The sequence below is a fragment of the Gemmobacter caeni genome (assembly GCF_003054195.1).
Taxonomy (GTDB): domain Bacteria; phylum Pseudomonadota; class Alphaproteobacteria; order Rhodobacterales; family Rhodobacteraceae; genus Gemmobacter; species Gemmobacter caeni.
Map to the genome: position 1 here is coordinate 61,996 of NZ_QBKP01000005.1, position 13,001 is coordinate 74,996.

At 66.5% G+C, this 13,001-nt stretch carries 11 protein-coding genes; 4 read left to right on the top strand and 7 right to left on the bottom strand.

The genetic code is table 11. The features are described from left to right. Positions 1-15: 15 nt before the first annotated feature. The 3 genes from C8N34_RS09375 to C8N34_RS09385 all read right to left on the bottom strand — a co-directional run bounded on the left by C8N34_RS09375 (position 16) and on the right by C8N34_RS09385 (position 6,136). Positions 16-3,492, bottom strand: coding sequence for a DNA translocase FtsK (locus C8N34_RS09375; protein ID WP_108128684.1), 3,477 nt, complete (start codon positions 3,490-3,492; stop codon positions 16-18). An 8-nt stretch (positions 3,493-3,500) separates the two neighbouring features. After that, positions 3,501-4,679 carry an aminotransferase class I/II-fold pyridoxal phosphate-dependent enzyme gene (locus C8N34_RS09380; protein WP_054301345.1) on the bottom strand — a complete coding sequence of 393 codons (1,179 nt, stop codon included), beginning with the start codon at positions 4,677-4,679 and terminating at the stop codon, positions 3,501-3,503. A gap of 128 nt (positions 4,680-4,807) precedes the next feature. Further along, positions 4,808-6,136 (bottom strand): amidase, encoded by a 1,329-nt coding sequence (locus tag C8N34_RS09385; protein ID WP_108128820.1) that lies wholly within the window; start codon positions 6,134-6,136, stop codon positions 4,808-4,810. An 84-nt stretch (positions 6,137-6,220) separates the two neighbouring features. On the opposite strand from C8N34_RS09385, the gene C8N34_RS09390 reads away from it, so the two are divergent. Then, entirely contained in the window at positions 6,221-7,447 is a 1,227-nt protein-coding gene (locus C8N34_RS09390) for an FAD-dependent monooxygenase (RefSeq protein ID WP_108128685.1), read from the top strand. Positions 7,448-7,450: 3 nt separating this feature from the next. Here the strand turns inward: C8N34_RS09390 and C8N34_RS09395 are convergent, their stop codons facing one another. From C8N34_RS09395 to C8N34_RS09405, 3 genes are read right to left on the bottom strand one after another with little or no spacing between them, the layout of a single operon-like run. Beyond that, the gene (locus C8N34_RS09395; protein ID WP_108128686.1) at positions 7,451-7,633 is read right to left on the bottom strand and encodes a Trm112 family protein; all 183 of its coding nucleotides are present in this window, start codon (positions 7,631-7,633) and stop codon (positions 7,451-7,453) included. Beyond that, positions 7,630-8,274, bottom strand: coding sequence for an LON peptidase substrate-binding domain-containing protein (locus tag C8N34_RS09400; RefSeq protein ID WP_108128821.1), 645 nt, complete (start codon positions 8,272-8,274; stop codon positions 7,630-7,632). The genes C8N34_RS09395 and C8N34_RS09400 overlap by 4 nt, the downstream gene beginning before the upstream one ends. Before the next feature lie 27 nt (positions 8,275-8,301). Beyond that, positions 8,302-9,210: a thioredoxin family protein gene (locus tag C8N34_RS09405; protein WP_108128687.1), complete on the bottom strand. Its 909-nt coding sequence runs from the start codon at positions 9,208-9,210 to the stop codon at positions 8,302-8,304. 113 nt (positions 9,211-9,323) lie between these two features. Between C8N34_RS09405 and C8N34_RS09410 the strand changes: the two genes are divergently transcribed. From C8N34_RS09410 to C8N34_RS09420, 3 genes are all read left to right on the top strand, one after another. Further along, the gene (locus C8N34_RS09410; protein WP_054301349.1) at positions 9,324-9,962 is read left to right on the top strand and encodes an SGNH/GDSL hydrolase family protein; all 639 of its coding nucleotides are present in this window, start codon (positions 9,324-9,326) and stop codon (positions 9,960-9,962) included. A gap of 116 nt (positions 9,963-10,078) precedes the next feature. After that, positions 10,079-10,429: a hypothetical protein gene (locus tag C8N34_RS09415; protein WP_145693629.1), complete on the top strand. Its 351-nt coding sequence runs from the start codon at positions 10,079-10,081 to the stop codon at positions 10,427-10,429. Then, complete coding sequence (locus tag C8N34_RS09420; protein WP_108128689.1) at positions 10,426-11,889, top strand: multicopper oxidase family protein; 1,464 nt, start codon at positions 10,426-10,428, stop codon at positions 11,887-11,889. The genes C8N34_RS09415 and C8N34_RS09420 overlap by 4 nt, the downstream gene beginning before the upstream one ends. A 6-nt stretch (positions 11,890-11,895) precedes the next feature. On the opposite strand, the gene C8N34_RS09425 is transcribed toward C8N34_RS09420, so the two are convergent. Further along, positions 11,896-12,909: a C45 family autoproteolytic acyltransferase/hydrolase gene (locus tag C8N34_RS09425; RefSeq protein ID WP_108128690.1), complete on the bottom strand. Its 1,014-nt coding sequence runs from the start codon at positions 12,907-12,909 to the stop codon at positions 11,896-11,898. Positions 12,910-13,001 lie beyond the last annotated feature (92 nt).

Genomic DNA, 13,001 nt, shown 5'->3' on the forward strand with positions numbered 1-13,001 from the left:
GGACAGCCCCCTTCTTCACGCCTCGGGGATCAGGATTTCCCGCTTGCCGACATGGTTCGCTGGCGTGACGACACCCTGCTCCTCCATCTGCTCCACCAGACGCGCGGCCTTGTTGTAGCCGATGCCCAGCTTGCGCTGAATGTAGGAGGTCGAACATTTCCGGTCACGCGCCACGATCGCCACCGCCTGATCGTAAAGCGCGTCCTCGCCATCGGTATTACCCCCGGCATTGAGGCCAAGCACCGCGTCGATATCGCTGGCAACCTCGTCATCCGGGCCTTCCACCACGCCCGACATATATTGCGGCGGGCCAAAGCTCTTGAGGTGGTTCACGATTTCCTCGACCTCTTCGTCCGATACGAAGGGCCCGTGGATACGCGTGATGCGCTGGCCGTTGCCCATGTAAAGCATGTCGCCCTGGCCCAGAAGCTGTTCCGCGCCCTGCTCGCCCAGAATGGTGCGGCTGTCGATTTTCGAGGTCACCTGGAAGGAAATCCGGGTGGGGAAGTTCGCCTTGATCGTGCCGGTGATCACATCGACCGAAGGCCGCTGCGTCGCCATGATGAGGTGGATGCCCGAGGCCCGCGCCATCTGTGCAAGGCGCTGGATGCAGGCCTCGATCTCTTTCCCGGCCACCATCATCAGGTCGGCCATCTCGTCCACGATGACGACGATATAGGGGAAGGGCTCGGGCGCGAATTCCTCGGTTTCGAACACCGGCTCGCCGGTATCCTCGTCAAAGCCGGTCTGGATGGTGCGCTTGAACATCTCGCCCGCAGCCTGCGCCTCGCGCACCCGGCCGTTATAGCCGTCGATGTTGCGCACCCCCATCTTCGACATCTTGCGGTAGCGCTCTTCCATCTCACCCACCACCCATTTCAGGGCGACGACCGCCTTCTTCGGATCGGTGACGACGGGCGACAGCAGATGCGGAATCCCGTCATAGACGGAAAGTTCCAGCATCTTCGGGTCGATCATGATCAGGCGGCATTCCTCAGGCGTCAGCTTGTAGAGGAGGCTCAGGATCATGGTGTTGATGGCGACGGATTTCCCCGACCCAGTGGTCCCGGCGATCAGCAGGTGGGGCATCTTGGCGAGGTTCGCCACGATCGGGTCGCCGCCAATATCCTTGCCCAGCGCCAGCGGCAGGCGCAGCTGGCTGTCACCGAAGTCGCGCGCGGCGAGGATCTCGCGCAGCACCACCTTTTCGCGGCTGGCATTGGGCAGTTCGATCCCGATGACCGAGCGGCCCGGAACGGTGGATACCCGTGCCGACAGCGCCGACATTGAGCGTGCGATGTCATCGGCGAGCCCGATCACCCGGCTGGCCTTCAGGCCCGGCGCCGGTTCGAGTTCATACATGGTGACGACCGGGCCGGGGCGGACCGAGACGATCTCGCCCTTCACGCCGTAATCATCCAGCACGGATTCCAGCATCCGGGCGTTTTCTTCGAGCGCCTCGTCCGACAGCGCGTGGCGCGTGATCGTCGACGGCGATGCCAGAAGCGACAACGGCGGCAATTCGTAAGCCGCGTTCACCTGATCCTCGAAACGCAGGCGCGGTTGCGACTCGGCCACCGCCTGACGTGACGGCGTGATCGGCTTCTTGGCCGGATGCTGCACCACACCGCGTTTCACCTCGGGCGTGACCAGAGGCGCCGACGGACGTGCGGGCATCCCGCCCGTTTCGGCACGCAACGGCGCGACGTGGCTCACCGGCGTCGGGTCATAATCCGGTTCGTAATTATCATCCGGCGACCAGTCATCATAGGCGTCTTCCACCGGCTCGGCCACCGGCGCCGGGGCAGGCGCCTGCATGCGCGGGGCGGCGGGCACAATCGTCTCGGCCTCGTCACGCCACATGGCGGGCTGCGCGGGCAGGACCGTAGCCGCAACCGGCATCCGGGTCGCAGCGGGGCGCAGCAGCGGGGCCGGGCGATCCAGATCCGCCGCAGCAGCGGCATGGCCTGAATCGAGCGCCAGCGGCTTTGCACGCGGGGCAATGGCAGGTTCGGCCACCAGACGCGGCATCGGGCGCGGCGCGGGTGCCGCGACCGGCGGAGGCGCAACCGGCTCGGGCCGCAGGGCGGGGGCCGCCATCTGCGCCGCCTGTTCGGCAAGCTGGGCCTGCGCCGCCGCAGCCCGCGCCGCCGCCGAAGCGACCGCTGCGGAAATCGCATTCGCGGGCTCTGCCATCGCCGGTTCGGGTGCGGCCATTGCCGGGGCCATGACCGGCGGCTCGATCCGCAGGCCACGACGGTTCAGCGCCGGTTCACGGCGGGCAATCGCGGCTTGCAGCGGCGTCATATGCGGCTGCGGCGCAGCCACACCCTTGCCATGCCGCACGCGGCTGCGGATCACGTCAGAGATGCGGGCCTTGATCCGGTCTTCCGGGGCCAGATCGGCCTCGGGCATTGCGGCCTGCATCACCGGCAGTTCGGGCATCGGATCAGGCTCTACCACCCGGCGCAGACGGCCCAGCAGCCCTTCCTTCCGGCGCGGCGCGGGCGCCTCCATCGGAGGTGCTGCAAGACGGGCCGGCGCACGGCCTGCCCCGCCGCCCAGCTTGGCCGGAGCGCCGAAGTCCGGCACGAAACCATCATCCTCATCAGCTTCCAGCAGATCATTCTCGACCGGCAGATGCATCGGCAGCGTCGGCTGGAGATCGGCGCGGATGACACGATTGCGGCGGGCGGCTCCGCCCGGCATCGACAGGGCCGCAGGGGCCATCATCGCGGGCTGCATCTGCGGCGGAGGTTCGGCAAGCCGTGCCGATTGGGCCTCTGCCCGACGCTGGCGTTGCCGCGCCTGGGCCGCCTGTGCCGCGCGCGCCGCACCAGCGGTTCCGCGGCCCGCCCAGACCATGATCTGCGAATAGGCCATCACGCTGCCCAGGGCGAGGAAATGCCGCAGCACGCGCAGCTCTTCTGCGTCAAAGCCGGTGACGAACAGCAGCATACCCAGCAGCGCCAGCCCGGAGATGAGCGACATGACCTTCAGCCCGAACGTCGCTTTCACCGGCGCGACGCCCAGCATCGCCCCGAGCACGGTATCTCCGAACAGCCCGCCGATGCCAAAGGCATGCGGCCAGTCGGCACCCGGCACATGGGTCGCGGCAAAGACCGAGGCCATGGCCACAGCAATCAGGGCGAAGACCACGCGGCCCACAGCACGTTCGGCACCGCGATGCAGCACGAAGCGCATACCCCAGGCGAACAGGATCAGCGGGATGGCCCAGGCCCCCTTGCCGGTGATGATCATCAGGGTCGAGGCGATGGCCGCGCCGATCCCGCCCAGCCAGTTGCGCACGGGCTGATCTGTGGCGACCATCCAGCCCGGATCTTCCGGCGAGTAGCTCAGCAACATGACGGTGAACAGCAGCGCGGCGGCGATCAGGCCCAGCCCGATCAACTCGCGCGCGCGGCGCTCCAGCGCGGCCTGGGTGTTCGGGTCCACCAGCGGATCACGTTGACGCATCTGATACAAAGCCATCTGCCACCTCAGCCGTAAATGCAGTCGCGCAGCTTCGTCAGGCCGCGTTCCGTTTCGTCTTTTGGCGCCACCAAAGCGACGCGGATGTAGGGCTTGCCCGGATTCTGCCCGCCGACATCGCGCGACAGATACGCCCCCGGCAGCACCCGCACGCCCGTCTCGGTCCAGAGCTTCAGCGCCGCCGCCTCGCCATCCTCGACCGGCAGCCACAGGAAGAAGCCGCCTTCGGGCGATTGATAGCCCTGCATGCCGCCGAAGATCCGGTCGGCCAGCGCGAATTTCTCCTGATACAGCGCGCGCGAGGCGGCCACATGCGCCTCGTCACTCCAGGCGGCTTCCGCCACGCGCTGCAAGGGCAGCGGCAGTGGCGCACCGGCAAAGGCCCGCAGCTTGCGCAGTCGCTCCATGCTTTGCGGCCCGGCGGCCACGAAACCCGACCGCAGACCGGGCAGGTTTGACCGTTTTGACAGCGAATGAAAGGCCAGCACCCGTTCGGGATCGGCACCCACCTCGGCCGCGACCTCAAGGATGCCGGGCGGCGGGCTGTTGCGCCAGATCTCGGAATAGCATTCATCCGCGAAAATCTGGAAATCATGCTTCTCAGCCAGCGCGAGCAGGGTTTTCCAGTAGTCGCGGCTGGCCACCGCGCCCTGCGGATTGGCGGGCGAGCAGATATAGGCGACTGTCACCCGGTCCAGCAGATCGGCAGAAAGCCCTGCGAAATCCGGCAGATGGCCAGTCGCAGCGGTGGCTGGCACATAGACCGGCTCCGCCCCCACAGTCAGCGCCGCCACGGCATAGACCTGATAGAACGGGTTCGGCATCAGCACCACGGGCTGCTTGCCGTTCTTGGTTTCCGGGCACAGCGCGATACAGGCGTTGAACAGCCCCTCGCGCGTGCCGTTCAGCACCATGAAACGATCCGCCCCCAGCGCCACACCATAGCGCCGCTGCACCCAGCCAGAAATAGCGGCCAGCAGTTCGGGCGTGCCGTCATTCGGCGGATAGACCGAGAAGCCATCCAGATTCGCCGCCAGAATCGGCCCGACGAAATCGGGCATCGCATGTTTCGGCTCGCCGATCGTCATGGCGACCGGCGCCCCGCCGGGGGGCAAATGATCCAGCAATTTCCGCAGACGCGGAAACGCATAATCCGGCAGGTTCGAAAACCGCTCAGGAAACGCCATTGGTATACTGCCTCATCTCGGGGTCATATCGCCCCGTTTGCGATGAGGATAGCGGGCAAGCCCTGCCCGGTCCAGTAGATCGTGACACAATCGGTTGTATGTGCCGGGCGAATGTGACTTTTGCGCCCTCAGCCCAGCGCGCGTTCCACCGCGGCGCCCAGCCGCAGCAGGCGTTCCTCCTGCATCGCGGGGCCCATCAGCGAAATCCCGCAGGACGGCTGGCCAGTTGGAAGGGTCAGCACGCACAGGCCCAGCACGTTACCGATGCGGGTGTTACGCAGCGCCAGCAGGTTTTCAGAGGTGAAATAGGCGTGATCTTCCATCAGCCGCTTCGCATCTGGCGGCAAGATGGGCGAGGTCGGGATCAGCACGGCATCGAAACCGCCAACCCGGCGCTCCCAGATCTTGCGCAAATCCTCCAGCCGCCGCCAGGCCGCGATATAGGCTGTCGCCGTGACCGCAGCACCGGCCCGGAAACGCTCCAGCACCGGGGGGAACATTTTGTCTGGCGCCGCCTCGATGGTCTTGCCCCAGATTGCATAGGCTTCGGGCGTGAAGAGGTCGGCAGCCAGCCGCATCGCCTCGGCCACTTCCGGGGCATCGAACTCGTCAATGGTGGCGCCTGCATTGGCCATGCGGCGCAATGCCCCGTCAAACCCCTGAGCCGGCGCGTCGCGCAGATCATCCAGCGCCACGGTTTTCAGCACGCCGAAACGGGCGTTGGTGAGACTCGCCCCGTTCAGATCCGCCACACGACGGGCTGACAGGACAGAAAGGATCAGCGCGCAATCCTCCACCGTCGTCGCCAGCGGGCCGACCGTATCGAAACGGTCGCACAGCGGCACCACCCCCTTGGTCGACAGCCGGCCATGCGTGGTTTTCAGCCCGACCAGATCGTTCCAGGCAGCTGGCACCCGCACCGACCCGCCGGTATCCGAGCCGATGGCAGCAGGCGCCAGCCCGAAGGCCACCGAAGCCGCCGCGCCCGAGGATGACCCGCCCGGCACCGCATCGGGGAAGTTGATGCAGGGCGGCGTTGCCGTCACCGGGTTCAGCCCGAGGCCGGAAAACGCCAGTTCCGTCATATGTGTCTTGCCCAGACAGACCAGACCCTGCGTCGTCGCCCCATGCAGAAGCTCGGCATCCGTATCCGGCACCCGGCCCTTCAGCAGCGCCGATCCGGCCTCGCAAGGCACGCCCGCCGCATCGAAATTGTCTTTCCAGCTCAGCGGCACGCCATCCAGCGGGCCGATGCGGGTTCCGGCACGCGCGCGACCGACTGCGGAAACTGCGGTGGAGCGCGCCCGGTCCGCCGTCGTGCGGGCATAGATGCGCTTCGCATCAGGGTGGCGGGCGATGGCGTCCAGGAAAGCCTCGGTCAGGTCAACCGGGTTGATTTTTCCCGCGTCGATTGCCCGTCCCAGATCCGCCGCACTGCGCCCGAGCCATTTGTCCATCATCGCCGCAAACTCCGCTGTTTGGCGCAGGCTAGCGACGCAACGGCGCATGGACAATCCCGCTTGGCGCGCCATATTGGGCGCATGATGCCGGATACCGATATTCTGATCGCGGGCGGCGGGCTGAACGGCCCCGCGCTGGCCCTTGCACTGGCCCAAGGCGGGCTGCGTGTCACCGTGGTGGACAGCCGCCCCGCCCCCGCGCGGGCCGAAGCCGGGTTCGACGGCCGCGCCTATGCGCTGGCGCTGGCGTCCAAACGCCTGCTGGTGGCGACCGGCGTCTGGCCGCGCATCGCGCAAAGCCAGCCGATCCTCAAGATCAAGGCCAGTGATGGCGAGGCGGGACAAGGCGCCGCGCCCTGGGTGTTGGGCTTTGATTCGGCCGAGCTTGAGGAAGGCCCGATGGGCTTCATGGTCGAGGACCGGCATCTTTACGCGGCCTTCCTTGAGGCCATGTGCGACGCGCCGGGTATCACGCTGCTGTCGGGCGAAACCGTTATGGCGCAAGAGGCGGATGCGCAGGGCATCATCGTCACGCTCGCCTCGGGTCAGCGGCTGAGCGCACGGCTGCTGGCGGGTTGCGACGGGCGGCAATCAGGCACCTGCGCCCGCGCCGGTATCCGACGCACAGGCTGGGGCTATGGGCAGACCGCGCTTGTCACCGCGATCCGGCATGAAAAACCGCATGAAGGGGTGGCGCATCAGTTCTTCATGCCCTCCGGCCCGCTGGCCATCCTGCCCTTGGCGGGCGGCCACCATTCCAGCATCGTCTGGAGCGAGACCGACGCCACCGCACGCGCCATACAGGCACTGGACGATGAAGGCTATCTGACCGCGCTGCGCCCGCGCTTCGGCGATTTTCTGGGCGAGATCGCACTGGCGGGCGCCCGCTTCACCTATCCGCTGAACCTGACGCTGGCCACCAGCTTCATCGCGCCGCGCGTGGCGCTGATGGGCGATGCCGCGCATGGCGTGCATCCGATTGCCGGTCAGGGGCTGAACCTCGGCCTGCGCGATGTGGCCGCGCTGGCGCAGGTGGTGATCGAGGCGCATCGGCGGGGCGAGGATTTTGGCAGCCTGACGACGCTCGACGCCTATCAACGCTGGCGGCGGTTCGATTCCACGACGCTGGCGCTTGGCATGGATACGGTCAACCGGCTGTTTTCCAACAGCAATCCACTTCTGCGGCTGGGGCGCGATCTGGGGCTTGGCGCGGTGAACGCCCTGCCCGGCCTGCGGCGCAGTTTCATGCGGCAGGCGGCGGGGCTGACAGGCGATCTGCCAAAACTCCTGGACGGGAAGCCGATCTGAGGATCAGTCCAGCGCGCGGGCTTCCGAGACCAGCATGATCGGGATGCCGTCGCGCACAGGAAACGCCAGCCGCGCGGCCTTGGATACCAGTTCCTGCCGCTCGGCGTCCCAGGTCAGTTGCGCCTGCGACATCGGGCAGACCAGCGCCTCCAGCATCCGCCGTTCGGGGGTGTTCTGATCGGTCATTGCAGACGCTCTCCTTCCGTGCCGCCGCGCAGGGCGATTTCCATCAACGTCACCAGCGTTTCGCGTCGCGTGGGCAGCGAGGGGGCCTCCAGCAGCGCCTGCTTGTCCGCCGGCTCGAACGGACACAGTATCGACAGCGAATTGACCAGCAATTCGGCCTCGGCCTCTTTCAGGCTGCCCCAGTCGGAAGACAGGCCCTGACTTTGGAAATACCGCGCCAGCAGATCCAGAAAGCCGTCGCGGTCAAAACCCGGATCGGTTTCCGCCGCACCAAGGTCGCGGGCGAAGGGCGCCCAGTCCACCGCCCAGCGGCGATAAGGCTGAAAACCCTGCACCTCTTCCCGCAGGCGGAAGCGCGACACCCCCGAAAGGGTGATCATATAGCGTCCGTCCTCGGTTTCGGAAAACCCGGTCAGGCGACCAGCGCAGCCGATGGCATGCAGACGCGGTGCCCCGGCCCCCGGCACCTCGCGGGGCTGGACCATCCCGATCAACCGCTGTTCGGTCTTCATGCAATCGGTCAGCATCGCCAGATAACGCGGCTCGAAGATATGCAGCGGCAAACGGGCCCGCGGCAGAAGCAGCGCGCCCGGCAGCGGAAAGACCGGGATCAGGTCGGGCAGGTCGGCAGCTTTGATCATGGCCATCAAACTAGGCCGCGCGGCAGGTCAGGCAAATATCATCGACGAAAGTTTGCGCCGCCCCTTCAGCACGATGGGGTCTTGCGGCTTCAGCGCGTCGAAGATGGTGAAAAGCTGGGCACGCGCGGCACCGTCATTCCATTCGCGGTCCCGGCGGAACAGGTCCAGCAACTCGTCCACCGCCTCGTTCACCTTGCCCGAGGCATTCAGCGCCACCGCCAGATCAAAGCGCGCCTGATGATTGTCGGGATTGGCCTCGACCGCCGCGCGCAGCTCCGCCTCCGGGCCCGCATTGGCAGCCTGCTTGGCAAGCTCGATCTGCGCCCGAGCCGCCTCGACCTCCTTGGCGTGGGCGATCTTCGCGGGCACACCGGCGAGGAATGCCTCGGCCTGTTCGACATTGCCCGCCGCCATATGTGCACGGATCAACCCGCCATAGGCGGCTGCATTCTCCGGCTCCTCGCCCAGAATTGCGGCAAAGATTTCGGCCGCTCCGACGGCATCGCCATCGGTCAACGATTGTTCCGCCATCTCCAGCGCCTCGCCCAGCCCGCCGTCACCTGCCATGGCGGCAACGCGCTCGATAAACTTGGTCAGCTCCGACCCCGGCAGCGCGCCCTGAAAGCCATCGACCGGCTGGCCCTGCCAGAAGGCATAAACCGTCGGGATCGACTGGATACGCAATTGCCCCGCGATCATCTGGTTTTCATCGACGTTGATCTTGACCATCCTGACCCGGCCTTTGGCCGCGGTCACAGCCGCCTCAAGCGCGGGGCCAAGCTGTTTGCATGGGCCGCACCACGGCGCCCAGAAATCGACGATCACCGGCACTTCGCGGCTTGTGTCGATCACATCGGCCATGAAGGTGGCTTCCGACGAATCCTTGATCAGATCGGCCCCGGCGGGGGCGGTCTTTTGGGAATCCAGTCCGAACATCGCGTCCTCGTGTCTTGCAGCTTTGCCCCTATATGGGCGCAGTGCCGCAAAAGGCCAAGGGGAATTGCATTTCCTGCGTCCGGCACTAGCCTGCCGGAAAAGCGGAGAGTGCCATGCCCGTTCTGATGACCTTCGGCGACAGCAATACCCACGGTTCACCCCCGATGACCGACCGCGTGAGCTATCATCGCTTCGGCCCGGATGTCCGCTGGCCGCGCCGGGCGCTGGCGGCACTGGGGCCGGAGTGGGAGCTGGTGGAGGAAGGTCTGCCAGGCCGCACCGCGCAATTCGACGACCCATGTATGGACGGGCTGATGAACGGTCATCCGGCGCTGCGGCAGGCGCTGCAAAGCCACGGGCCGCTGGATGTGCTGACCATCATGCTGGGCACCAATGATGTGAAAACCCGCTTCGGCGCCAGCCCCGAAACGGTAATGGGCGGCATCGCCGGGCTGCTGGACCTTGCGCTCGGGGTCGAGATGCAGGCCCGGCATGGTGGCTTCCGCGTGCTGCTGATCTGCCCGCCGCCGGTGCTGGAAACCGGCGTCCTCGCGCCGGATTTCTGGGGTGCCCGCACCAAATCTCTGGCCCTGCCCCCACTCTACCGCGCGCTCGCCACCTCTCGCGGGGCAGCCTTTCTGGACGCAGGGGAGGTGATCAGCGTCAGCCCGGTCGATGGCGTGCATTTCGAGGCAGAGGCCCATGCGGCTCTGGGCGAAGCCGTGGCCGAAAGAGTGGCGGCGCTGGTGTGAGAACTTGCCCGATGCGACGGGCAGGCTCGCGAACGACGCCTTGTCCGGTGCCGGAAATTTCATCTGACAGGCTCGTTCCCCCGCAGTAAGCTGCAATCATGGGTTTCAGGGCTGCCTTGTTTCGACTGTTGGCTGTCACCGTCTTTATGGCGGCTGTCGGCCTGTCGCCCGGCGCGGTGTCCATCGCCAATGCGATGCCACAGCCGCAGAGGGCGCAGGCCATGACCACCCCCGATTGCCACAGCATGACCGCTGACAGGATGAATGAAACCTGTCGCCAGCATTGTCTGGGCCAGACGGTGATGACCGAAGCCTTCGCGCCGCCTGGCCTGGTGCAGCGTGTCGTGCCGTTCGAACCGGCGCCGGTTCTTGCCCTTGCAGCCTCCACCGGCCCCGAACCGGAAGGCAAGCCACCACGCCTTTGCCTCCTGTCCCAAAGTCCCACTTTTGACCGGAGATCAAGATGACCCGATTTTCCCGCCGCGGCTTCATGGCCGCCTCTGCGGCTATGGCCGCTTCGCTTGCAGTGCCCGCCCGGCTGCGTGCCGCCACCGCCCCGCTGTCGCTGACCGCCACCACCCGCGTAATCGAGGTTGGCGGTCGCGCGGCCACCGTCATGGGGCTGATGAATGCCCAGGGCGGCCTTGGCCTGACGCTCGACACCGATCAACGCTTTCGCGTCGATCTGACCAATGCGTTGCCGGTCGAGACGATCATCCACTGGCACGGCCAGATCCCCCCGAATGCGCAGGATGGCGTGCCCAACACCAATCCGATGCTGAAACCGGGCGAGACCCGTGGGTATGATTATGCGCCCCGCCCCGGCACCTTCTGGATGCACAGCCATCTGCCGGAGCAGGAAATCGGTCTTCTGGCCGCACCGCTGATCCTGCGCAGCGCCGAGGATCTGCGCACCGACCGGCAAGAGGTGGTGATGTTCCTGCACGACTTCGCTTTCCGTTCGCCGGAAGAAGTGCTGGCAGAGGTGACGGGCGGCATGGCGATGGATCATGGCAGCATGAACCACGGCGCGCCGGCTGGCATGGATCATTCCGCCATGGGGCACGGCAGCATGGGGACCATGGGCGAGATGAGCGGTATGGCTGACATGGCCATGGACCTCAACGATTTCAACTTCGACGCCTATCTGGCCAATGACCGCACGCTGGACGACCCAGAGGTCATCGCCGTCGAACCGGGCGGGCGCATCCGGCTGCGGGTCATCAACGGTGCCTCGATGACCGCTTTCTGGGTGGATACCGGCACCCCGGCCCGGCTGGTCGCGGTGGATGGCGAGCCGGTGCAACCTCTTCCCGGCGACCGCTTTTCCATCGCCCCGGCACAGCGGCTGGATATCGAGATCAACCTGCCCGCCGATGGTGCCGCACTGCCCATACTCGCCCTGCGCGAAGGCGCGCGCGAACGCACCGGCATCGTTCTGGCCCCGAAGGGCGCCGCAATCCCCCGGATGGCCACGCTTTCCGACGAGGCGCATCCGCCGGTTTCCGGCGACATGCGGCAGGAATTGGCCTTGCGTGCCGTAACCTCGCTCCCCGAACGCCCGGTGCAGAACCGGCAGATGGTCATGCTGGGCGGCGCGATGCAGCCCTATGTCTGGACGATCAATGACCAGACATGGGACAACCGGACCCCGGTCGCCGCGAAAAACGGCGAGAGGGTGGAACTGATGTTCCATAACATGTCGATGATGGCACATCCGATGCATCTGCATGGCCATGTGTTTCAGGTGGTCGAGGTCAACGGCACCCGTTTCGCGGGTGCGCTGCGCGATACGGTGCATGTGCCCGCCATGGGCAGCGTGACCATCGCCTTTGACGCGGGTGAGGTCGCGCCCTGGATGCTGCATTGTCACCACATGGGCCATCTGGCGACCGGAATGATGACGGAACTCGCGGTCTCCGCCTGAGCCGCCTCAGCCGCCGATCCACCCTGCGTGGGTCGGCGGCTGCGCGGGATCGTCATAAACCCGCCAGTCGATCCCGCCACCGTCAAGCCGCATCACCACCGTGGCCAGCGTGTTCTCCTCATCCGGGTCGCGCGGGTCGCTGCGGCGGATCGGCAGGCCCGGCCCGGCGGCATCGGCCAGCACCGCCAGCGGATCGCCAGCCAGCAAAGCCTCAGCCCGCGCCTGCCGGTCTGCGGAAGACCGGGTGATATATTGCGATGCCAGCCCGCCTGGATGGTGCAGCGCGTGATTGGCATGGGCGAAGGGCGCCGTGACCTCCTGCGCCGACATTGCACCGCCGCCATATTCCACCGACCAGAGCCGCCCGCTGGCGGCCTCGCCCAGCCCGATGTGGAAACCGCCGGAGTTCGCGCCTTCCAGCACCGCCAACGCCTCGGCCGCCGAACGGCAGGCGAGGATCGCCCGGCCCAGCACCATGCGCGGAACCGTTGGCTCCACCCCTTGCAGGCGGATGTTGTTGACCGTCATCCCCAGCCCCGCCCCGGTCATCGCGAAAGTATGGCCGGGGATCGACCCCGGATAGCAGAAGCTGACGAACTGCGGTGCGCCCTCCGGCGCCAGATCAGCCAGAAAACACTGGCCGCGCAGGTTGGGGTAGCCGTCTTCGTTATGCGCCATAACCGCCGGGGTGCCGGGGCGCAGGACCGAGGTGCAGCCCTCGGCTTCAGCAAACGGCGGCAGCGCGGCGAGGATGTCCCCCCGGCACTGCCAGGCGAAAACCTCGGCGAAAGACAGGTCCAGCCCTTCGGCCAGTCCCTCGATCTCAGCCCAGATCGCCGGAAAGCAGTTGCGCACGGTTTCCGCCATCCGGGCGCGGCGGCCTGCGTGTACCGGATCGACCACCTCGCGCCAGAAGGGGTTGCCGCGCAGATGGGTCAGCACGGCCGCCCGCCCCGCCATACCCAGCGCCCGCCCGATCTCGCGCGGGGTGCCTTGGGCTTTCAGTTGACCGAGTGTCATGCTGCCTCCTGTTTTCTGCCATCGAAGCCGGAGGACTGGCGGATGACAAGCCCTGCTGCGGTTAACCGCCCGTTTACGATTCGGGGCGCAAG